This window comes from Maridesulfovibrio bastinii DSM 16055, from assembly GCF_000429985.1.
Classification (GTDB): domain Bacteria; phylum Desulfobacterota; class Desulfovibrionia; order Desulfovibrionales; family Desulfovibrionaceae; genus Maridesulfovibrio; species Maridesulfovibrio bastinii.
Window position 1 is genome coordinate 48,901 of sequence record NZ_AUCX01000005.1, and the last position, 21,441, is coordinate 70,341.

General features: G+C 42.7%; 18 protein-coding genes and 1 CRISPR repeat array (1 of these 19 only partly in view). Of the genes, 9 read left to right on the plus strand and 9 right to left on the minus strand.

Annotation, left to right across the window (positions count from 1 at the left end):
* Positions 1 to 28: 28 nt before the first annotated feature.
* The 7 genes from G496_RS0100215 to G496_RS0100245 all read right to left on the minus strand — a co-directional run bounded on the left by G496_RS0100215 (position 29) and on the right by G496_RS0100245 (position 6,822).
* On the minus strand, positions 29 to 925 hold the full coding sequence (locus G496_RS0100215) for a YitT family protein (RefSeq protein ID WP_051294723.1): 897 nt from the start codon (positions 923 to 925) through the stop codon (positions 29 to 31).
* Positions 894 to 1,733, minus strand: a complete 840-nt coding sequence (gene ablB / locus G496_RS0100220; protein ID WP_027177498.1) for a putative beta-lysine N-acetyltransferase — start codon at positions 1,731 to 1,733, stop codon at positions 894 to 896. The genes G496_RS0100215 and ablB overlap by 32 nt, the downstream gene beginning before the upstream one ends.
* Positions 1,723 to 3,054 carry a lysine 2,3-aminomutase gene (gene kamA / locus G496_RS0100225; protein WP_027177499.1) on the minus strand — a complete coding sequence of 444 codons (1,332 nt, stop codon included), beginning with the start codon at positions 3,052 to 3,054 and terminating at the stop codon, positions 1,723 to 1,725. Before kamA ends, ablB begins: the two co-directional genes overlap by 11 nt.
* A gap of 12 nt (positions 3,055 to 3,066) precedes the next feature.
* Positions 3,067 to 3,804, minus strand: a complete 738-nt coding sequence (locus G496_RS0100230) for an amino acid ABC transporter ATP-binding protein (protein WP_027177500.1) — start codon at positions 3,802 to 3,804, stop codon at positions 3,067 to 3,069.
* Positions 3,805 to 3,814: 10 nt separating this feature from the next.
* Complete coding sequence (locus tag G496_RS0100235; RefSeq protein ID WP_027177501.1) at positions 3,815 to 4,471, minus strand: amino acid ABC transporter permease; 657 nt, start codon at positions 4,469 to 4,471, stop codon at positions 3,815 to 3,817.
* Positions 4,472 to 4,538: 67 nt separating this feature from the next.
* Positions 4,539 to 5,324 (minus strand): ABC transporter substrate-binding protein, encoded by a 786-nt coding sequence (locus G496_RS0100240; RefSeq protein WP_027177502.1) that lies wholly within the window; start codon positions 5,322 to 5,324, stop codon positions 4,539 to 4,541.
* Between the two features lie 289 nt (positions 5,325 to 5,613).
* Positions 5,614 to 6,822, minus strand: a complete 1,209-nt coding sequence (locus tag G496_RS0100245; RefSeq protein ID WP_027177503.1) for a PAS domain-containing protein — start codon at positions 6,820 to 6,822, stop codon at positions 5,614 to 5,616.
* A 309-nt stretch (positions 6,823 to 7,131) separates the two neighbouring features.
* Here G496_RS0100245 and G496_RS0100250 point away from each other — a divergent pair, with 309 nt between their 5' ends.
* The 4 genes from G496_RS0100250 (at position 7,132) to G496_RS0100265 (ending at position 14,131) form a co-directional block, all read left to right on the plus strand.
* Positions 7,132 to 8,061: a hypothetical protein gene (locus tag G496_RS0100250; protein ID WP_027177504.1), complete on the plus strand. Its 930-nt coding sequence runs from the start codon at positions 7,132 to 7,134 to the stop codon at positions 8,059 to 8,061.
* 416 nt (positions 8,062 to 8,477) lie between these two features.
* The gene (locus G496_RS18340) at positions 8,478 to 10,244 is read left to right on the plus strand and encodes a methyl-accepting chemotaxis protein (protein WP_051294724.1); all 1,767 of its coding nucleotides are present in this window, start codon (positions 8,478 to 8,480) and stop codon (positions 10,242 to 10,244) included.
* Between the two features lie 200 nt (positions 10,245 to 10,444).
* Entirely contained in the window at positions 10,445 to 11,503 is a 1,059-nt protein-coding gene (locus G496_RS0100260) for a hypothetical protein (protein ID WP_027177505.1), read from the plus strand.
* Positions 11,504 to 11,506: 3 nt separating this feature from the next.
* The gene (locus G496_RS0100265) at positions 11,507 to 14,131 is read left to right on the plus strand and encodes a cytochrome ubiquinol oxidase subunit I (RefSeq protein WP_027177506.1); all 2,625 of its coding nucleotides are present in this window, start codon (positions 11,507 to 11,509) and stop codon (positions 14,129 to 14,131) included.
* Positions 14,132 to 14,250: 119 nt separating this feature from the next.
* Here the strand turns inward: G496_RS0100265 and G496_RS0100270 are convergent, their stop codons facing one another.
* Positions 14,251 to 15,129: a hypothetical protein gene (locus G496_RS0100270; protein WP_027177507.1), complete on the minus strand. Its 879-nt coding sequence runs from the start codon at positions 15,127 to 15,129 to the stop codon at positions 14,251 to 14,253.
* Between the two features lie 206 nt (positions 15,130 to 15,335).
* Between G496_RS0100270 and G496_RS0100275 the strand changes: the two genes are divergently transcribed.
* Genes G496_RS0100275 through G496_RS20290 form a run of 3 tightly spaced genes read left to right on the plus strand, consistent with a single transcriptional unit; the run spans position 15,336 to position 19,097 of the window.
* Positions 15,336 to 16,871 carry a caspase family protein gene (locus G496_RS0100275; RefSeq protein ID WP_027177508.1) on the plus strand — a complete coding sequence of 512 codons (1,536 nt, stop codon included), beginning with the start codon at positions 15,336 to 15,338 and terminating at the stop codon, positions 16,869 to 16,871.
* Position 16,872: 1 nt separating this feature from the next.
* Positions 16,873 to 17,976 (plus strand): FlgO family outer membrane protein, encoded by a 1,104-nt coding sequence (locus tag G496_RS0100280; RefSeq protein ID WP_027177509.1) that lies wholly within the window; start codon positions 16,873 to 16,875, stop codon positions 17,974 to 17,976.
* Positions 17,977 to 18,008: 32 nt separating this feature from the next.
* Positions 18,009 to 19,097, plus strand: coding sequence for an SUMF1/EgtB/PvdO family nonheme iron enzyme (locus G496_RS20290; protein WP_051294725.1), 1,089 nt, complete (start codon positions 18,009 to 18,011; stop codon positions 19,095 to 19,097).
* A 28-nt stretch (positions 19,098 to 19,125) separates the two neighbouring features.
* On the opposite strand, the gene G496_RS0100290 is transcribed toward G496_RS20290, so the two are convergent.
* Entirely contained in the window at positions 19,126 to 19,554 is a 429-nt protein-coding gene (locus tag G496_RS0100290) for a hypothetical protein (RefSeq protein ID WP_027177510.1), read from the minus strand.
* 206 nt (positions 19,555 to 19,760) lie between these two features.
* On the opposite strand from G496_RS0100290, the gene G496_RS0100295 reads away from it, so the two are divergent.
* Together G496_RS0100295 and G496_RS0100300 are read left to right on the plus strand one after the other, a co-directional pair.
* Positions 19,761 to 20,330 carry a DUF3298 domain-containing protein gene (locus G496_RS0100295; RefSeq protein ID WP_156900560.1) on the plus strand — a complete coding sequence of 190 codons (570 nt, stop codon included), beginning with the start codon at positions 19,761 to 19,763 and terminating at the stop codon, positions 20,328 to 20,330.
* Positions 20,331 to 20,338: 8 nt separating this feature from the next.
* Positions 20,339 to 21,151: a hypothetical protein gene (locus G496_RS0100300; protein WP_027177512.1), complete on the plus strand. Its 813-nt coding sequence runs from the start codon at positions 20,339 to 20,341 to the stop codon at positions 21,149 to 21,151.
* A gap of 12 nt (positions 21,152 to 21,163) precedes the next feature.
* Positions 21,164 to 21,441: direct repeats of the CRISPR family, unit length 28 nt; unit sequence TTTCTAAGCTGCCTATCCGGCAGTGAAC (it continues 51 nt past the right edge of the window).

The window sequence follows — 21,441 nt, forward strand, 5'->3', positions numbered from 1 at the left end:
TGCCGCATGAAATCATGCGGCACTTTTTTTAATATATTTTACGTTTTGAAAAGCTTGAACCAAGCACCGAAAAAGTGTTTTCAACAATGAAAAGGGCGTTCGGGTCATAGGAAAATGTTATTTCCTCAAGCTTTTTAAGCTGTACGTTGTTTATGACTGTCATAAGTACATTTTTTTCCTGCCGTTTATAAGCACCGAAACCTTTGAGAAAGGTTGCGCTTTGTCTGAAAGAATCAAAGATTTCTTTGCAGATGGCGTCAGCATTGTCTGAAATAATGAAAACAACTTTTCTCTGGTTGAAGAGAGAAAGGGTGTTGTCGACAACAACTGAGCTTATAAAAGTAAGGATTAAGGATGCGATAATAAGATCAAGCGGAAGCCTGAATGCAGACAGGATAAACAATGTAGTATTGAATATCAGATACATTTTACCTATTCCGATATTGTACCTCTGGAAAAGGTAAACAGCCAGAACATCAAGTCCGCCGTTTGATCCGAGTGATCTCAGCACGATACCGGCTCCAAGTCCGGTAAGTATACCGCAGGCCACAGCAGCATATAGCTGGTTGGTAATGGGCATGGGTATCGTGAAAATGTCGTAAAAGACAGTAGTGGCTATAGTCGCAAAAGCACTGTAGTAGAAAAATCTTCTGCTTACTTTTACCCAGGCCATAATGAAAAGCGGTATATTCAGAAGCATATACAGCCAGCCCGGATCGATTCCTCCGAAGGTATAATAAATCAGCGACGATAAGCCGAAAATACCTCCGGGAATGAATTGATATGGAACAGAAAGGCTCTTAAAGCCAATTGCAACCAGAAAAGAACCCACAGATATAAGCAGCAGGTTCCACCATACCGAGTAAGTACAATCAATTCTGAAGTTGAATTTTCTAACTTGAGGCAATTGCTTTATACCAGACATTCATACTCTCCAATCTTCCTCCAATTTGCGTATTGTTGGGTAAAGTCCCTGCGAGACTGTACCCGTCTTTCGCGAACACGGCGTTCATACCAAAGCTGCCGGCTCTCGCAATTGTGAAGGCTGTAAGAATACCCATGTCGGACATGTCTTTATTCATACGCGCCAGAAGGTTGCCGGCAGCACCATTTCCCCTTGCTTCGGGGAGGGTTGCAAAGTCGGTCATTTCAACGCATTTCCATGAACTGTCCATCTCAGCGGATGAAGCTGCAACAAGTTTTTTACCTGCAAAAATTCCATAAAAATACACATCGGAATTCATTTCTTCTAGAATAAATTCCGGATTAGTGATGGGAAAAGGGTAGGACTCAAATACGTTGTCGTAAAGTTCTGCCAACTTGGAACAATGTTCAGGCCCAAGCCTTTTCACCGAAGATGTATCCGGTTGAATACCGACTTCAACACTTTTAGTCTCAGCAACCTTAAGAACTTCGTCAAGAAGTTTTTGATTACTTACGGTTTTTCTTGTCGAATTAAAGTATTTTCCCATAAAATACCCGGATGATACGCCATTTACCATCATCGGAACCGAGGCTTCAATGCTGAAGCCCCGTCCGGTGAAGAATTCTGACGATTTTTCCGGTATTTTTGCAAATATTTTGGAATATCCGTTCCTGTTTACCAGATTGTCGATTACTTCGATAACTTTCAGAATATCAGATTCATCCAGTTTCATAAGATAGACACGGTCATTTTCGGTCCCGTGCTGCAAAACCGAATTACCGACTCTGATAATATTATCATGCGGCATCTTCGTCCTCATCATCGTCTCTGCGACACATACGCTCATTATTTTCAGGGGTAAGACTGGTTGTGTCATCCCAGTCTGAAAGAAGTTTTTCGATACCTATAGCTTTTTCCTCGGCATCATCTTCCTTGAGTTGCAGATTGCACTTGGCGCACTCGCGGTCGCAATAGTTTGCTTCGTAAGTGTCCGGCTCGTTGTAAGTTGTGATGACTCCTTCATAGTTCCTCAAAATAACTTTATTGGGACCCCATGAGACAATATAGTTGGGCATTACAGGAATTTTACCTCCGCCGCCGGGAGCATCCACAACATAGGTCGGAACAGCGAATCCGCTGGTATGACCACGCAGGCTTTCAATTATTTCAATACCCTTTCCTATCGGTGTTCTGAAATGGGTCAGCCCCTCAGACATATCGCACTGGTAAAGATAATACGGGCGTACACGATTTTTTACCAGTTTATGGTTAAGGGTTTTGATAAGTCTCTGGCAGTCATTTACACCGGAAAGCAGCACACTCTGGTTACCGAGCGGAATTCCTGCGTCAGCCAGCCTTGCCAGAGCTCTGCGGGATGACTCGGTAATTTCACGGGGATGGTTGAAGTGGGTGTTTATCCAGAGCGGGTGATGCTTTTTCAGCATTTCAACCAGACTGTCGGTGATACGGTATGGCAGCACCACAGGCATTCTGGTTCCTATTCTGACAACTTCAACATGCTCAATTTCTTCAATTCTGCTTAAAATCCAGTCAAGCTTGCTGTCAGAAAGCATCAATGGATCACCGCCGGACAGAAGCACGTCCCGGATTTGAGGGGTGTTTTTAATATATTCAATTCCTTCCTCAATTGTTGATTTTGAAGGAATTGAATCAACATCTCCGACTTTGCGTTTTCTGGTGCAGTGTCGGCAGTACATGGAGCAGGTATTACTTATTTGAAGCAGCACCCTGTCGGGGTACCTGTGGGTTATTCCCGGAGCAGGGCTGTCTTCATCCTCATGGAGAGGGTCAGTCATATCATATCTTCCGATTTTCAGTTCTTCCTTTGAAGGGAAGGATTGCAGGAAAACCGGATCATTTTTATAATCATCAGTATCGATCAGCGAGAGATAATACGGAGTCACCGACATGGGGAACTTGTCGAGGGTCCTTCTGTAGATACGTCTTTCCGTGTCGGAAAAATCAACTCCCAGAACTCTCTCAAAATCTTCCACTGTCCTTACTGAGTTGCGAATGTGCCATTTCCAGTCCGTCCAGTCGGATCTGGTCACATTGGTTTCGTCAAGCGAATTTGCAACTTCCTGCTGGTGCTCTGTGAATATTTTCAAAATTACTCCCTGTTATAAGATTTGGCCGAGAAATTCCTGAGTGCGCGGCATTTGCGGCTCATCAAAAATTCTTTGGGGGGTGCCTTGTTCAAGAATGACACCCTCATCCATAAAGGCCACGGAATCAGCCACTTCACGGGCAAAGCCCATTTCGTGGGTTACAACCATCATCGTCATGCCGTCTTCAGCAAGCTTGCGCATAACGCCAAGCACTTCACCCACAAGTTCAGGGTCCAGTGCTGAAGTCGGTTCATCAAAAAGCATAACTTCAGGTTCCATTGCCAGAGATCTGGCAATAGCCACCCTCTGCTTTTGTCCACCTGAAAGATTTTGCGGATAGGCATCCAGAAATTCTTCCATACCGACCTTTTCGAGGTAGTATTCAGCAAGATCGGCTGCTTTCTTTTTTTTCATTTTTCTGACCTGAGTCGGGCCTTCCATCACATTACCCAGTACGGACATGTGCGGAAAAAGGTTGAAATGCTGAAAAACCATGCCGACTTTTGTCCTGAGGGCATTTATGAATTTATCATCGCCGGTGACAGTCTGTCCTGAAACATTTATTTCTCCCTCATCGTAGCTTTCAAGATAGTTGACACAGCGCAGCAGGGTACTTTTCCCTGATCCGCTTGAACCGATGATGACGACAACATCAGAGGGCAGCACGTTCAGATCAATTCCTTTTAAAACATGCTGATCGCCGAACCATTTGTTGAGGCCCGAAATTTCTATAACCGGTGCATTCTGCATATTTTTTCTCCTATGCACTGCTGACATCAAGTCTGGCTTCAAGAATATGGAACAGCCAGTTGAAAAGGGCAGTGTAAAACAGGTAGAACAAAGCTGCTGTCAACAGCATTTCCATCATCATGAAATTGGATGAAGCCAGCTGCTGGGATTTTAAGAGCAGTTCATTGATAGTTATTGTACTGGCAAGCGAAGAGTCTTTGAGGGCAATGATAAACTGATTGCCGAGTGCCGGGATGGCTCGCTTCAGGGCCTGCGGAAGAATTACTCTGATCATGGCCCTTGTGTAGGGCATGCCCAGACTTCTTGCCGCTTCCATCTGTCCTGAAGAGATTGAGACAATGGCTCCCCTGAAGATTTCCGCTATGTAGGCTCCGTTATGGATACCCAGTGCAAGTACCGCCGAACTGAGCGCACTTAGTCCTGCTACGCTTCTCAGTCCGAAATAGATGAATAAAAGTTGCAGGAGCAAAGGGGTACCCCTGATTATATAAATGTAGGCTCTTGCCGGTATATTAAATATTTTTTTCTCTGAGATTCTAAGAAATGCGGTTCCCAGTCCAAGTATAACTCCAAGAAGTATCCCGAAAGTTGTGACTTTAAGAGTCATCCATGCTGCCGGGATGAAATATGGCAAATACTTAGGAATCGCAGCCAGATCTAAATACATCAGGTTATCCTGTTGTTAAATTGGTTGGATAAAAAACTCAGCTGATTGTGTTGATTCTTCAGTGAAATTATTTTTTGGTGATATCTGTCTTAAGCCATTTCATACTGATTTTACTAAGGGTCCCGTCAGTATGCATCTCGGTAATTACTTTGTTTACTGCATCAAGCAGAGTGTCGTCGCCTTTTTTGAAAGCCACGGCGATGTCTTCGCTTCTTAATGGTGCACCGAAAAGTTTGATTTTAAATTTTCCCGAGTTCATGGCGTTTGCGCCGACAACTCTGTCGGTGATAACTGCGTCAACTGCTCCGCTGTCGAGTTCTGTAAGAGTCTGTGTGTCATCTTTATATAATTTGATATCGCCTGCGCCGAGCTTTTTGGCGTCTTCGGTAAATGTTGTCCCGGTCACAACTCCGATAGTTTTTCCGGCAAGCTCCGAATTGCTGGTATAATCGGAGGTGGAACTTACGATGAGCTGAGCTCCGGAATAGTAGTATGGAGTTGAAAAGTTCACGACCTTTTTACGTTCAGCGGTAGCAGCCATACTCCCGAGGATGGCGTCATAAGTTCCAGAGCGCAGACCTTCAATTATGCCGCTCCATTCAGTTGTTACCGGTTTGAATTTCAGATCCAGCCGCTTGGCTACTTCACGGGCAACATCAACATCAAATCCTACAAGCTGGTTTTTGGTGTTGTAAAAGTTGAACGGGGGATATCCTCCACTCATTGCAAAACTGATTTCTCCTGCCTTGCGGACACGTTCAAGAGAATCTGTTTTTTTGTCCGTACATCCGGAAACAATCATCATGGAAATCACTACAGCAATTAGAAAAATAGAACGAATAACACTTTTCATATCGTCTCCAGTTAAGTGAAATGGTATTGATATAAACACAAAATATAACATATTTTGCAAAAATAATTATGTATTTTAGGAGATAAAAATATTCATAAAATGAATATAGAGATGGTTGTGCAACTTAATTTAAATATATAATCAAGTTAATAAATAAATTTTTGTTACAGCTATGTGTCTATGGTTTAAAATATAACCATTTTCGATGCATCGATATGAAAACAATATATCTGTTACTTCGCAAGGGGGGATAAGGGGGATGGTTCGGGTATTCGGGTATACCCGAATGTCAGCTTAAAAGAGGTTTTCGGCGGAGATAGGAGTAAAGGGACATTTTTTTGCCGCGCAGGCCAAGTTTTTTACGGATATTTTTTCTATGTGTCTGCACTGTTTCAAAGGATAGATTGAGGCTCGCGGCGACCTCTTTGCCGCCCTTGCCAAGCTGTATAAGTCTGCAAACTTCTATTTCTCTTGCTGAAAGGCGCAATAGACCGGCATCTGATTCAAAGCTGTTTTCTCCTGCCAGCTCTGCAAGGTGTTCTTCGATGACGCTTTTATAACCTTCACGGACTTCAGCTTCATCAGCTTTTGCAATGTTATTGATGGCCGGAAGCATCTGCTTCTTTACCTGATTTGTCAGATTCTCCCGGAACTCCTGACGGTCTTCTTCAACTGTTTTTATTACCTGCCTCAGAGCAATATTCATCCGTTCGACTTCTTCTTTTTTATCCTTAAGGTTTTCCTTAAGCTCAATATGGTCGGATAAATCATGTAAAATCAATTGAAAGAGAGTGTAACCGGTAAACTTTATTTTGCGCAGAGTCGCTTCACAGGGAAAAGTTTCACCTTCACTGTCGTAGGCAACAATATTTTTTGTCCAGATTTTTCCGGGTGATAATTGTTTAACAGCCTGCCGCAGGTCCTTTCTGAATCTTCGGTTGAAGAGTTCTTCGAAATCTGTCCCGATCAAGGAATCTTTTGAATGCTGTTTAACAGCCGCAGGATTTGCCGCAACTACAGTACCGGATTCATCAACAAGCAGAGTAGCATCCTTTACCGTGTCAAATACTGAATTAAAGAGTGTTAATGAATCTGACCATGCGGTGATATTGTCATAAAGACGTTCTTTGTAATATTCAAAAAGCTCTTCCATAGACCTGTTGTCCGTAGCAATAACTATATACCCGTGCTCGGACGATATCTCAGCTACCAGAGGAATAATCCTTACTAAAAAGCTTCTCCCCTCAGGACCGCTGACTTCATTTATAGTATGTTCAGGATATTTTTTTAGAGTCGCCTTGAGTGATTGGGAACCAAGCTGCAATGCCTGCCAGAAGGGGATTTCAACTGTCATTGCTTCCGGGAGATAATCAATACCGGTATTGTTGTTCTTTTTGATGATACCTGAAGCGTCAGTGTACAGAACCACGTCCTGCCATGCCTGAACAATATCTGTCGGTTCGCTTAAGTGCGTAAGGTTTAGTGAGTCTTCAGCCATTCTTATATTTAATTAATTTACAGATTTTAAAACGGAGTCCTATAGCAGGTAATGAGGTTTGCCTGAGGCTGCATTTCTTAAGACTTACATCTTAAAACACCGCTGTAAAGTCCGGTGTCCTGCGGTGTAACCGCGCTGTAAATATATATTAAAAACAAGAGTTATTGAAACCGTTTTGATTGTTCAATGTAACCTGTTCTTCGGGAAGAATACCCATGGTCCTGCTTAGGCAGAAAAAGTTAAAAAATAATAAGACCAGAACAACAATGTGTGTTATACTTAATATAAACCCGATTATGGAGGAGTGTTATGAGAATAGTAAAAACGCCATACGGCTCGATTCCGGTTAATGATCAGGTTGAATTATACAATAATGGACGTTTGATTTCCTGCATTCCATCAGGGATGTGCCTTTTAAAGACATCAGTCGGAAAGCTTATTCCAAGATATTCAACTTCCGGGTATCCGGACAGCTCCTATATAGCTGTGCATTTCTATGCCGGAGGGGAGCTGCATTCTGTTTTTCTGGAAAGTATAATGCCCTTGGAAACTCCTGTAGGAGAATTTAATGCGGAGAAGGTTACATTCTACAGGAATGGAAGTCCTGAAAGAATTTTTCCGGTGAAGGATTTCAGTGAGGCCTACAGTATGGGTAAGGATGTGGAACCTGTATGCGTAGCCACTCCGGCAGGGATAATCGAAGCCAGAATTGCGGGGCTTGTTTTTTATAAAGAAGGGACTTTACGCAGAGTTTGCTTGTGCCCTGGTGAAACTGTTAAAATATCAACACCAGTTGGAAAGATATCAATTAAGGGAGAGATAGGTTTCTGGCCGGATGGAGAACTTGAATTTGTGACTCCGGCAAGTCCTTTGAATGTTGATACCCCGGTTGGAACTATTCCTGTTTTTGACGGTAAGTCAGGCGTATCAGGATGCAGTTCAGGGGCTTTAAGCTTTTCCGAGGATGGTAAGGTTGGTATGGTGAGAACCTCTTTGTGCGGCATAAAAGCTATATCTGACAGGAAGCTTAATTTTGAATTTTATCCCCAGCAGATTGAATCCTCAGAAGCTGAAGTTCAGCTTAGTCCATTGGAAGTCTGCTTTCATCCAAAAGCTGTAGCTGTAAAATCAGCCCCCGGTATGAATCCTGTTTGTCTTGCAATCAGTGATTTTAAATTTCAATTTACAGAAATTTCCAGTGCCTCAGATGTGTTAACAGAGTTCTGCCGGGCCGGATGATTTTTCTGCGGAAGAATTAATCGTATTATAAAGTTTATTTTAGCAGATTTTATAACCAGACGAACTGTATCTGGGCATCTTTTACAATGCGGCTGTCATGACATTTTTTTAAATGTTTAACCTATTGTTATTTAAGGCTTTGCTTTTAAGAGGCAAAGCCTTTTTACTGCTGTACCAGTGGCTTTTTGTTTCGAAGTCTTTTTCAACAGTCTTTATAAGATGTTGATTAAACAGTTTAAATTCAAATTCTAGCCTGTCTTTGGAAAAAAGTTTGTCATTAATTGTTATTTAATGATACTACTTATAAGAATGTTTGGAATTGCGGTCAGATTACTCTCTGCGTGCAGGTTATTCAGAATAATGTTTCTAAAATTTGTTTTTTTGAATCAGGATAAATGTTTAATACGGGGAAAATCATGCTGAAAGACATACGAATCAGGGCAAAATTTGTTTTGGTTTTGGGCGTAAACATTGTTCTTCTTATTTTTATGGGAATTTTAGCCCTGACAAGTGCAAGAAGTATTGAGGATAAACTTGAAAATGTTTTCAGCCGTGATTTTAAAGGGGTTGTCTTTTTGCTGGAGGCAGACCGTGATCTCCATCAGGCTTATGTGGCAGAGAGAACTCTTCTGCTGGCAGATCTGGATTCCAATTCATTTGAAAAGCAGATGAAAGATTATACAGACAATAAAAAACAGGCAGATACAAGAGTTAATAAATTTGATAAAATTACTATCTTAGATAGCCAGCATTCTCTTGTTCAGAATTATATGCGTGACCGTAAAGTCTGGAGTGATTTTTCTCTCGGTCTGTTGGATAAGAAGAAAGCAGGAGAAAGTGTAGCTGAACTGACTAAGCTGGCTATGAGTGACGGGGTAAAGAAATTTGACGCCATGCGCGACCATCTGGATGCCTTGACAGAAAATCTTAGAAATCAGGCTGAACTGGCGCATAAAGAGGCTCAGCAATCTTACTCCAGCCTTTGGCTGATGCTGATCGGCATAACAGTTTTCAGTGTTGTCATCGGATCCGTAAGTACTATTATTGTTTCAAACAACATAATTTCCCCTATGAAAGTTCTTGTTGATTTTGCAAGGAATCTTTCCAGCGGCCATTTCCCGAATAAAATGGGAATGTATAGAAAAGATGAAGTCGGAGTTTTAGCCGAGTCGCTTGATGAGATGAAAGAGACTTTGCAAAACAATATGGAAGTAATAGAAATTAAAGGTCGTGAAGCTGAAGAGAAGGCTGAAGCAGCCGAGAAAGCGAAGCTTGAAGCTGATGAGGCAAGACGTCAGGCTGAATCCGCAAAACAGCAGGGAATGTATCATGCTGCCGAAGAACTTGAAGGAATTGTCAGCCAGATATCTGTAGCCTCGTCTGAGCTTAACAGGCTCATTCAGGAGTCAATGGAAGGTTCGGAGATTCAGCGTAACAGAACGACTGAGACTGCTACCGCTATGGAACAGATGAACACTGCTGTTTCCGAAGTTGCGGCAAACTCTGCAAAAGCGGCCCAGAATGCCAACAGTGCCAGAGGACAGGCAGTTGACGGTGGTCAGCTTGTTTCAAGTGTTATTGAATCTATTGACCGTTTAAATGAAGAAACGCTGCATCTGCAAAAAGAAATGGGAGAGCTTGGTGGTCAGGCCGATGCCATTGGACATATCATGGCTGTTATCAGCGATATCGCCGATCAGACCAACCTGCTGGCCCTGAATGCGGCAATTGAAGCAGCCAGAGCCGGAGATGCCGGCAGAGGTTTTGCTGTTGTTGCGGATGAAGTTCGTAAGCTGGCAGAAAAAACCATGACAGCCACTCAGGAGGTAGGAACTGCTATCTCTACAATTCAGGGCAGCACCGGAAAGAGCATCCAGTCAATGGAAAAAGCTTCAAAGATGGTAACTGAAAGCACAGATATAAGCAGAAAAGCCGGAGCCTCACTTTCCAAGATTCAGGAATTTGTGGATGAAACCGCAGATCAGGTTCAGATTATTGCCACAGCTGCTGAAGAACAGTCCGCTACAACAGAGCAGATCAACCGCAGTTCCGAAGAGATCAATGCCATTGCAGTCGATACGGCTGATGCTATGAGCAAGTCACTGAGTGCCATGGAAAATATGGCTGATCTGTCAGGTAAACTTCGTGATCTGATAACAGAATTGAAAACTCCTGATGTATAAATAATTCCAGCAGTCATAATCTTAAGTTGAATTTAAAAATTTGAGAGCACCCGTAAGCCTTCTGGTCCGGGTGCTCTTTTATTACTACGATGTTGTTTTTAGCTTTGTTTAAAAAAACAGCATGGGTGCTAGAGAAAAAGTATTAAATTATTGTCATAATAATTGTGATAGGCTATCTTGCTATACGGAGGTAGCAGATCATGGATATAAATCTTCTTATTCCCAATCAAGGCAGTATTCCTGTTTCCGCATTATGGTTTGAGGGGCTGGGCGTTTTAACCCTTTCTTTGCATTTTATCGTGGTCAATATTCTATTAGGCTCAGGGCTTATAGCTGCTTATTTCTTTTTTAAAGAGCGCGACAGTTATATATATAAGACTGTAAGTCCGAAATTACCGACCCTGTTTGCTTTGTCTGTCAATTTAGGAATCCCTCCACTGCTTTTTCTTCAGGTTGTGCATGGAAATTATTTTTACACAAGCGCAGTTATATCCGCTATCTGGTGGATGCTGTCAGTGTTCTTATTTATAGCAGGATATTCTGCTTTTTATCTTCATCAGCATCGTCAGTTCCATACTCCGATTAAAACTCCAGCCTGTCTGCTTGCGGGCATTACAACTATCGTTGCAATTTCATTAATCCTTACATCTGTGCTGACTAACATGGAAAATCCGGAACAATGGGAAATGTATTTTCATAATGCTTCCGGCACAATACTGAATCTATTTTCTTCGACAACTGTTCCGCGATACCTGCATTTCATTTTTTCATCCATAGCCATAGGCGGTCTTTTTATTGCTCTTACAATAAGGTGCAGTAAAAAATTAGCACCCGATAAAATTGAAAGCATAAAGATGACGGCAATGAAAATTTTTGCCGGAGCAACCATGATCCAGATGGCTACCGGGTTATGGTGGATAATTTCTTTAAAGCAGAATGTGATGCTGGCCCTTATGGGCGGTAAGAAATCTGCGACAATGATCTTAGCTTTTGCAGTTCTTTTGACCCTGCCGGCTCTTGCAGCAGGTTTTACCGGTAAAGTGAAATCAGCAGCGGTATGGGTAGGATTGACTGTGCTGGCTATGACTGCTTTGAGAGCAGTTGTGAGATCGTTAACCTTAAACGAGTATAATACTGCCGAAGTAAAAGTGCTCGGTGAAATTTCTCCATTGATTGTGTTTCTTGTTTTGCTGCTGCTGGGTCTGGCTGTACTCTGGTATATGCTGAAGCTGGGATTCAAGCAGGAAAGGGAGGTCTAAAAAATGGAATATCCAATCTGGGAGCTTAGTACATTCGGCGGTGGCTTTTTCATTGCTTTCATCTCTATTTTTCATGTTTACATAGCTCATTTTGCAGTGGGAGGAGGTCTTTTCCTGCCTTTATTTGAGAGCAAAGCAGTTAAGGAAAATTCTCCCTTGATGCTTGATTATGTCAGAACACATACAAAATTTTTCCTTATACTGACCATGGTCTTCGGTGGTATGAGCGGAGTAGGTATCTGGTATTCTATTTCTGTTCTTGCACCAAGAGCCACATCACTTTTAATTAGAACATTTGTTTTTGGCTGGGCAATTGAATGGGTTTTCTTTTTACTGGAAATTGTAGCTCTGCTGATCTTTTATTATCGCTTTGATAAAATGGATCGCAGAGATCATTTAAAGATAGGCTGGCTTTATTTTATTTTTGCGTGGATGTCTCTTTTTGTAATCAACGGTATTATCGGCTTTATGCTCACGCCGGGGGTTTGGCTTAAAGATGGCGGTTTCTGGGGAGCACTATTTAATCCTTCATTCTGGCCTTCTTTATTTTTCAGGACTTTTATCAGTTTCATGATTGCCGGCCTATTCGGTTTTATCACCGCCGGAAGAATTCCTAATAAAGAGGTTCGCAATAAAGTTTACAGATGCTGCTCACGGTGGGCTATTGTTTCTGTCGTTCTGGCACTTTTTTGCGGCTGGTGGTATTTTTCCGTCCTTCCACCTGAAACCTTGCAGCGCCTCACACTAAAAGCTGCAAGAATCTCAACATTCTACAGGCTTATACTTATTTGTGGTGCCTCTATATTCATTTTAGGAGCCGCAATGATGGTCCGCCTGCCTAAAGAGGCCAGAGTCGCCCTGACAACTATATTATGCATTCTTGGAATAGGCTTTCTCGGTTCATTTGAATTTTTAAGAGAGTCGGCCAGAAAGCCATATCTTGTTTATAATTATATGTATTCGAGTCAGATCCGTACTGATGAAGTTTCCAAGCTAAACAGAGCGGGTATCCTTGCTTCATCAAAGTGGGTCAGGGCTGATCTAAATGACCTTGCTAAAGCGGGACAATCTGTTTTTCAGATTGAATGTTCGTGCTGCCATTCCATAGGCGGTCCCATGAACGATATTATGCCGCTAACGGAAAAATATCCTGTTATTGGAATGGATTCAAAGTTGAATGGTATGGGTAAAATAAATTCCATTATGCCGCCTTTCATCGGAACCAGAACTGAACGTCTGGCTCTGGCAACGTATATAGTTGATGATCTTCATGGATCAAAGGCTGCTGAAAATTCTTTTGTAGGTGAAGACCTGAAGGTAGAAGTTCCACCATTTGACAAAGAAAATGATGAATATGTCTTACTGGCATGGAATAACCTTGGAATGCATTGTATTTCAGATAGTTATTCAGAATGGGTTCTGCTACCCCCGGCAAATGATTTATGGGCTCAGCTGATCCGCAGAGGTGAAAAGCCGGAAGTTGTAACTTCAGGCGTTACCTTAAAGTATCATGTCGAGCCGGGCTTTGAAAATCCGGCTGACCGTTCAGAGTTCTGGGATTACGAACATTCACATTTCGGGGCTAATCTGGAGCCGCATATAGGGCTTTCCGGCAATGGTCTTAGGGGCAAAATGCATCTTAAAGAGGATCTTAAAAGCTTTGAAGCCTCACTTATTCCAGTTGAACCGTACACGGAAGACGGAAAATATAATCCTTATCCGATATTTACTGTCGAAGCTTATGATTCCAAGACAGGCAAGCTGCTTGCAACCACAGCGGCAGTAACTCCTACTTCTACTGAAATGGGTTGTAAAAACTGCCATGGCGGTCCTTGGAAAATGAAGGGGATAGCAGGTATCTCCCAGCAGACCGGGCGTGATGTAATAAGCTCGCATGACCGGCTGAGCAATACTGATTTAGTTTCAGAGGCTGCTGCCGGTAACCCGAAGCTGTGCCAGAGTTGTCATCCTGATCCGGTTCTTGGGGCAAAGGGAAAGCCGGGGCTTTTAAATCTTCCCGCTGCAATTCATGGTTTTCACGCGAATTTCCTGACCGGACGTGGAGCGGAGGCCTGTGCATACTGCCATCCAAACCGTCCTGACGGGCCGACTAAATGCCTGCGTGGAGTTCATAGTCAAAAGGGTGTCAGTTGTGTTCGCTGCCATGGATATCTGGAAGATCATGCCCTCTCACTGCTTAAAAAGGAAAAAGACAGCGGTAAACCCGGAGCTGAAAAGCTTATGCGTAATTTAAAACCGCGTACAGTGGAGAGCACTGCTGATGTTAATGCTAGGATCCCATGGATTCAGGAACCTGATTGTCGCACCTGTCATGTTGTTAAGGGCAGGATTCCCGACAATATCAAGTCCAATTCTTTCAATGTATGGACAAAAAATGGATCGGAGCTGTACAGGTTAAGCCTTGATAATAGTGGCAAGGTTATGTGCATTGCCTGCCATAACAGTCCGCATGCCAACTATCCGACCGTAAATAAATACGGAGTTGACAGAGATAATATTGCTCCGATGCAATATCAGAAGAATCAGCGTGCAATAGGAGCTGATAATAATTGTAATGTCTGCCATCTTGGCAATGTTGAAGGAGATAAGCACCATTGGATGAAGTGATGATTATAAAATAATTATAGCTGTTCATAATAAAAACGGCACAGAGAAATTATACCTCTGTGCCGTTTTCTTCAGCAAAAAATTAAAATGTAAATCTAACTCCGCCCATGGCCTGTCTTTTACCCGGTCATTATACCCAGCGCATATTGAAGTGATTCGGCAAGGTCTGTTTCTCCAAAATAAAGGGCGCCTTCAATTCCATTTTGTGCCAGTTTTATGAAATCATATTTATTGGTATCATCCGCAATATTAATCGGTTTACCATTTTCATCGGCTGAACCGAGGGAAAGACTTACAAATGGAGTGCTGTCTTTCACAGTCATTCTACCGCTTTTTATTTCATCATTCACCCAGTCCATAAGGTCACTGCGGGTCAGGCTGCTGAAATCTGGTTTTTCCTGATCATTAGTCTCAGTTTCTTCAGCAGATGTTGCCGGAGCAGAGTCAGTGATTTTCATTGAGAAATTTTCTGCACTTCCACCCTCGAATAAATACGAATATTTGCTGACTGCACCATAAGGATCGGTTTTATACATGGCGGCGAAATCGGAATATTCCTGACCGGCATCTGTAAGAGTAGACAGGCCGGATACCGCTTGAAAATCTTTTAAAATTTCTGGAGAACTGTTTAATAAAGATTCTATTTTGTCTTTATCGGGGTGGTTCCCTGCTACTTTTATGTGCCCTTCGCTGTCCGAGGTCAGGCTTACTTCCGGGTCTGTGCTGATTCCATTTTTCGAAAAGAGAGTATTTATTCTGTCATTGAGATTCTGCTGTTTTTCCTGAAGCCCTGATTCAAGCTCAGAGAGGGAAACTGCTCCTCCGGAAGAGTTATTTATTCCGAGCCCGGAAAAAAAATCCGATAGCAGTTTACCACCGTCAGAGAGGCTCACCGAGTCCCCTGATGCTGATTGTCTGATACTGTTTTGAGCTCTTTTGCCTTGATTTGTATAGGTTAAGGCCTGAGTTTTATATCCTGAGTGAAGTTGCTCTATCATTTGCGTCCTCCGGGAAAACTTTTCCTTAGTATTCTTAAGATGCAATATGGGTTCCACGTCAGGAGTGCGCTTCACACATTCCCTTATTGCCACATTTATTGAGGGCGCAGGCTATAGTCAGCAGTCGGTTTGGCAACATTTCTTGATTTAGAATTATTTTAAGTTTAAGATAAAGAAGATATCTCTATGTTTATCACGGAGGGGGGATGTATAGATCTATTTGTGTTTTCTGGGTTTGCACCTGTCTTATTTTTACCGCTTCAGTAAAATATGTTTTTGCCGCTGGTGATATGTGTCCTGTTGCCAAAGAATTTTCCGCAAAAGCAGCTCTGCAATTTAAAGAAGATCCTAAAAAAGCTCTTGCCGGTTTACTACAGGCGCATAACTGGTGTCCTTCAAATGAAAAAATAAGCTATAATCTTGGGTTGGGATATTACAAATATAAACGTCCTGATAAGGCTTATGAAGTCTGGTCTGAGCTTTATCAACACAGCCCGCATAATAGTAAACTCATAAATAATCTCGGCTGGCTTGCTTATAAATTGGGTAAAGATGACGAAGCTCTTACATGGGCCGGAAAATCGGGAAAGACTAAAAGTTCCGCAATTCTCACTATGGAGGTTCTATTTCGTAAAGGGCGGTATGAAAAAGCTCTGAAGTATGCTTCTTCCAAAGCAACGCTTTTAGGTTCTGCAAATGTAGATAAGGCCGCTGGATATCTGGTTGATAAAAAATGGCAGGTTTTCAGAAGTGGTGACCGGGAAGGGGCGACCAAGTCGCTGATAGACATGAGCAGAACCTATCCCCAATCCGGGATAATTGCTGAAGCCAAAGAAAAAATGATTCTGGCCATGTGGGATGACTCTGTGGATATCCCGCTGCCTAAACCTTTACCGGATAATGTTCTGGTTGTTCCTGCCTCAGGTAATGATATTTCATCCGGTTCAAGCGAAGTTCTAGCTATTGGCAGCCATAAGCAGACAGCTCCGGCGACTGATAAGGCTTATGCTGTCCTGATCGGTATCCGCAAGTATCAGACTATTAACGGACCACGCTTTGCCGACAATGATGCCCGACAGGTTCAGCGCCTGCTCACCCGCATGGGTGGCTTTAAAAATGATTCAGCGCACATAAAGTTACTGATTAACCGTGATGCGACTCTTGGAAATATTCTTAACAATATTGCATGGCTTGAACGCAAAGCCCGTTTGAATCCTGACGCTAAAATAGTTTTTTATTTTTCAGGCCATGGCTCCCCTGTTCTGGGGGAAGATAAAACCACAATCAGGGATGGTTTACTTATCCCTTATGAGGCAAATCTTGACGGCCTAAGTGATCGTACTGCTATTTCCATGGCCGAGCTTGATTCCAGATTTTCAAAAATTAAAAATAACCAGATGATTACAATTATTGATGCCTGTTTTTCCGGGTCCGGTAAAAGCGCTTCCGGTATGAAGCTCATAAAACCAAGAGTCAAAAAAAATCTCGTTTCCAAGAGCAAACAGTTCATCACCGCTTCTGCTGCGGACCGTCCTGCGGAAGAATATGCTCCCGGACGGCAGGGAGCTTTCAGTTATTTTTTCCTGAAAGCTCTTATGGGGCAGGGGGATCTGAATAACGATGGCTGGGTAGATAGTGTGGAAGCCTTTAACTATGCGAAATCAAAGCTTTCCGCATTGGACCTTGAGCAGTCACCTGAGATGACTTCAAAAGAACCGCTTAAAATCAGTAGAATTAAATAATATGCACTTTATCAGATTATTAACGGGGATATGTTTCTGTCTTTTTTTTCTATGCACTTTTAGTGCAACCGCACATGCCGGTTTTTTCGGTCCACCTGAAAATCTTAAGGAATCAGGAGAAGAGCTTGCAGATGAGTTAAGCTCTTCAGATTCTCTTGAAAATAAAAGAATCGCCGTCCTTGAATTTAAATCCCACGGAGCAGCGTATGAGTCCATGCTGGGCAAACGGATAGCCGAATATGTTTCCTCTGCTATGGTTGGTATTAAGGATTGCAACTGGGATATTGTGGAGCGGATGGAGATAGCCATTATCAGAAACGAAATGGAAGAGCATAAGGATGATGTCTTCAACTTTGGCGATTGGATGGGTAAAAGATTGCAGGCCGATCTGCTGCTGATGGGCAGCTACTCTATAACCGGGAAGGATATTGCAATCACAGTCAGGGTTGTTAATCCATCAAATGGCAGCACGGTGGCCTCGGCATCCATAATTCAGCCGGTGAACAAAGAAATTGAGCAGTTGTCGAGGACCAGAAAACCCCGCACTGATTTTGCGGAAACTGTAGAGGATATAACCGCAATATTAACTGATGACGGTAGTAAACGCACGGATGATAATCCGCAGGAAAAGTCTTCGCATCTAAAAATTTATAAAGTTCAGGGTGCTAAAAAAGTTGCTTTCAAAAAAAATGAAATTTCTGTTTTTGACGTTGGTGCTAAAATGGGTTTTTCCGTCATTCCTCCGATAAATTCAAAACTGTATATTTTAAATTATGATCCCGCAGCTGACCGGGGTGAAGCAATATTGCTCTACCCGATTCCCGGACTCGATCCTGCTTCGTTTCATGCCGGGCGGACTTACCAGTTTCCGGAGTTTGTTTCAGGCGGGGTAACTTCCTATGATGTGGAAGAACCGCTGGGCCGGATGGTTTTTAAAGTCATAGGTGTGGATGATTCCCTGAAAATGGACCTGACAGGCTCTTTGGAACTGCGGGATGGCTATTACTGGCTGAATGCTGAAAATCTACCGGAATTTATGGATAATCTTTCTTCCATACCGGATAATTCATGGTGGTCTGAGGATGTTGAATTCTGGATTCAATAAACCGCTGCAACAAATTAACACCGCTTAAGTACATGATAAAAAAAATTGCATTAATGACCTGCATGATGGTTGCTTGGGCAGTTCTTGCTTATGCAGTCAATCCTGACGATTATATTTATCAGGATTTTGAAACCTTTGATCATGTTGTTAAAAAAAATAGCGCAATCAAAGGTGCTGAAATTTATATCTCGCCAACGCCTGAGGATGCCCGGATCAGCTTTTTAAGCGGCAACATCAGTTATTCCAGAGGTATGCTTCTTAAGCCGGGCAGGTATCATATAGCTGTTTCAAAACCGGGTTATAAAGATATAACAAAGTGGATTGATGTTAAGCCCGGACGAAAGCTGAATCTTAGTTTTGTGCTTAAGAAAGTGCCAGCCAAAAAACACAAAGCCGGAGAAATCTGGATTGATACGTCTACAGGTATGGAGTTCATCTGGATACCGGGAGGTTCTTTCATAATGGGTGCGGATGATGGCCGTCCTGATGAGGCGCCTGCGCATAAGCAAGAACTTGAAGGCTTCTGGATGGGAAAATATGAAGTTACTAACGCACAGTATCGTAAATATAAACCGGATCACGACAGCAAAAAAAATGATGGCGGTTCTCTGAATGCGGATGAAAATCCCGTGGTCTTTGTATCATGGGAGGATGCCGTTGATTTCACAAAATGGCTTTCTGCAAAAGGTCAGGGGCAATTCAGTCTGCCTTCTGAAATTCAGTGGGAATATGCCTGCCGTGCCGACTCAAGTTCAGAATATTTTTTTGGTGATGATCCTGATATGCTTGAAGATTATGCCTGGTATGCTAAAAACAGCGTTACGGGCTTTAAATTGCTTGGCGGGCATGGAGTGAGTCATCCTGTGGGAAAATTAAAGCCCAATGCCTTCGGTCTGTATGATATGCTTGGTAATGTCTGGGAATGGTGCAGTGATGGTTATGATAAGTTTGCGTATTTTAAAAAACGGGAGAATCATAAATCCGACCGATACCGTGTGCTGCGTGGCGGGAGTTTTCTATCCTCTTCTGAATATCTGCGTTGCGCAACCCGTCACTGGTCTGCAACCGGTGAGCGCAGCCGCATGGAAGACTACGGCTTTCGAGTAGTCCGCACGGATTAGTCACTATTTAATATATAGAGCTTAATTTTCAACGATAATTCTCGGGGGCTTTCTTTATGGCCTCTTCCTGTTCAGGAGTGACCGTGTCCATGAATATAAGCTCCGAGCCATCATTCTTGACTTTTACTAAAACACGTTCTCCCTGTTGCGGATAGAAGTATTTGGTTCCGTCTATCCGTACATTGGCTTCCTGCTTTGCGGTATCAATTGATTTACAGGTTGCAGTGAATCTCTCCGGGGTATCATCTGTCAGTGCATATTCAGTTTTAAAAATTAGTTTTTTTGATGTGTAATGCCTGCCATGCTTTAATATTTGAACCTGCTCAATTGTGGCGATGGCTTTTATTTGAGCTTCTTCCGCAAGTTTTTCATAATATTCAGGTGATCTGACAGCAAAAGCCTGAGAGCACATAAATATAAATATACTCAGCCATAAAAAAGTAATTCTACCCGCCATCAGTCCTCCAGAAGGTTTATTTATGCTTCCAGTTTAGTGATTTGTAATATAATATATATTAGATGAAAAGCAATACGGTACTCCTCGTCTTTTTTCTATTGTTTTGTATGTTAATCTGGAAAGGGCCGTCAGCCAGATCAGGTGCAGGACCTGTTTCCCCGTATGTAATTTCTGTTGAAAAAATTAAATCCGCAGCTCCGTATAAAATGACTATTGATAGTCCGGTATTGCGTAACAGCAAAGCCGGTTCTTATGTTGCGGAGTGGATTGAGAAAGTTAAAGCAGATTTTATTGCTGATGGTGCTGCCGCGGGAATGGCTGCAACTGAAAATACACTGGAGATATCGCTGGCAGGGCATAAAGAGTTCGGACCATATCTTAATTTAAAATTTTCAGTGGAAGAGTACATGGGCGGAGCACATCCTGAAGTGACCATGCAGACATTTTTTCTGGATATGAGAACCGGTAAACTCATTACAATTGAGAATCTGCTTTATGGCAACAAAAGGAATCTGGGTATAATTTCCAAGTATGTCATCAATATTCTGGAAGAGCGGCGAGGATATGCCCTGACTCCGCTGGAGAAGCAGGGGCTTGCGCCTTATTTCAACAACTATAGATATTTTGCTTTTACCAGAAGCGGGCTTTGTTTCTATTTTCCGGTCTACCAGACCGGAGCGCGAGGGGAAGGTGAGCAGAGTGTGATTATTGAATACAGACTTGTATCAAAATTCATGCGACCTGATATCGGGTCATTTGTAACTATCGTGTATTAAATAATTATATGAAAAATTTAATTCTACTTCTCATTTTTATATTATCGGCAGGCTATGCACATGCTGCTGAAAGCTCAAGACAGCTTCATCCTGTTTATGTCTCCGCAAGATTTGTAAATATGGAGTCTTTTTCAGATTATGTATTTGTACATCTCGAAACTCTGAACGGTCGGATAAAAATCAGAAAAATAATCCGGCCCAAGGGTGGGGTTGTGAAGGATAGCCGCGCAAATAAGCTGGAAATTCTGGCTGTTCCGAAAAGTCTCTACGATTCAGCCGGAAGCCTTGATGGTCTTGATCTCATTTCAGATTCAGCCATCCTCAGAGCGGGCGGGGCGGCACTAGAATCCGGCCGTAAACTTATTCCCGGACCTTCTTCAGTGTGTGGGAAAGAAGTTTATTACACCATCTCTATCCGTAACGGAGTCTTCTCCTTAACAAAAAAAGGCGAGAAAGAGTTTCGGGAAGTGCCTAATTATCCTCCTGTAAACCTGCTGCTGATTGGTTTTATTGTATCATTTGTTCTGGAATTACTGATCTTTTTTGTGTTTACCCGTCTAGTCTTCCGCCTCGGTGGTCCGGGAATTTTTCGCAGTGCTTTCTCAGTCCTTCTGGCTCAGGCTGTGACACTCCCAGTGCTGGGATACCTCATAAATCACTACTCCATAGTTACATCCGGCATGCTGGCAACACTTGAGCTGGCAACCGTGGCCGCGGAAGGCGCAGTATATAAGTTCCTAAGCCGACTCAGCTGGGTGCAGGCCCTGATAATATCGCTTGTCGCCAACATCGCCTTCTTAATAGTGGGCTGTCTCGCCTGAAAATGTAAGGGGCTTCTAAGCTGCCTATCCGGCAGTGAACGATCCGCAATTTGTAGCAGATCCTGATGAAGATTTCTAAGCTGCCTATCCGGCAGTGAACCAGAAGTGGTTATATCTGTCGAGTCTTTCTACTTTCTAAGCTGCCTATCCGGCAGTGAACTTGTAAATATAACAAATACTTGGCAGGCGGCATTTCTAAGCTGCCTATCCGGCAGTGAACTATACAAAGCTTATAGCACAGCAGGAAAAGCGTTTCTAAGCTGCCTATCCGGCAGTGAACACGAAACCTC

What these genes read in the sequence shown, in the direction of transcription:
- G496_RS20290 (WP_051294725.1), top strand. Translation starts at nt 18,009, where the DNA reads ATGATAAAAAAAATTGCATTAATGACCTGCATGATGGTTGCTTGGGCA.
- G496_RS0100275 (WP_027177508.1), top strand. Translation starts at nt 15,336, where the DNA reads ATGTATAGATCTATTTGTGTTTTCTGGGTTTGCACCTGTCTTATTTTT.
- G496_RS0100240 (WP_027177502.1), bottom strand. Translation starts at nt 5,324, where the DNA reads ATGAAAAGTGTTATTCGTTCTATTTTTCTAATTGCTGTAGTGATTTCC.
- G496_RS0100250 (WP_027177504.1), top strand. Translation starts at nt 7,132, where the DNA reads ATGAGAATAGTAAAAACGCCATACGGCTCGATTCCGGTTAATGATCAG.
- G496_RS0100295 (WP_156900560.1), top strand. Translation starts at nt 19,761, where the DNA reads ATGACTATTGATAGTCCGGTATTGCGTAACAGCAAAGCCGGTTCTTAT.
- G496_RS0100215 (WP_051294723.1), bottom strand. Translation starts at nt 925, where the DNA reads ATGTCTGGTATAAAGCAATTGCCTCAAGTTAGAAAATTCAACTTCAGA.
- G496_RS0100235 (WP_027177501.1), bottom strand. Translation starts at nt 4,471, where the DNA reads ATGTATTTAGATCTGGCTGCGATTCCTAAGTATTTGCCATATTTCATC.
- G496_RS0100290 (WP_027177510.1), bottom strand. Translation starts at nt 19,554, where the DNA reads ATGGCGGGTAGAATTACTTTTTTATGGCTGAGTATATTTATATTTATG.
- G496_RS0100300 (WP_027177512.1), top strand. Translation starts at nt 20,339, where the DNA reads ATGAAAAATTTAATTCTACTTCTCATTTTTATATTATCGGCAGGCTAT.
- G496_RS0100265 (WP_027177506.1), top strand. Translation starts at nt 11,507, where the DNA reads ATGGAATATCCAATCTGGGAGCTTAGTACATTCGGCGGTGGCTTTTTC.
- ablB (WP_027177498.1), bottom strand. Translation starts at nt 1,733, where the DNA reads ATGCCGCATGATAATATTATCAGAGTCGGTAATTCGGTTTTGCAGCAC.
- G496_RS18340 (WP_051294724.1), top strand. Translation starts at nt 8,478, where the DNA reads ATGCTGAAAGACATACGAATCAGGGCAAAATTTGTTTTGGTTTTGGGC.
- G496_RS0100245 (WP_027177503.1), bottom strand. Translation starts at nt 6,822, where the DNA reads ATGGCTGAAGACTCACTAAACCTTACGCACTTAAGCGAACCGACAGAT.
- G496_RS0100260 (WP_027177505.1), top strand. Translation starts at nt 10,445, where the DNA reads ATGGATATAAATCTTCTTATTCCCAATCAAGGCAGTATTCCTGTTTCC.
- G496_RS0100280 (WP_027177509.1), top strand. Translation starts at nt 16,873, where the DNA reads ATGCACTTTATCAGATTATTAACGGGGATATGTTTCTGTCTTTTTTTT.
- G496_RS0100230 (WP_027177500.1), bottom strand. Translation starts at nt 3,804, where the DNA reads ATGCAGAATGCACCGGTTATAGAAATTTCGGGCCTCAACAAATGGTTC.
- G496_RS0100270 (WP_027177507.1), bottom strand. Translation starts at nt 15,129, where the DNA reads ATGATAGAGCAACTTCACTCAGGATATAAAACTCAGGCCTTAACCTAT.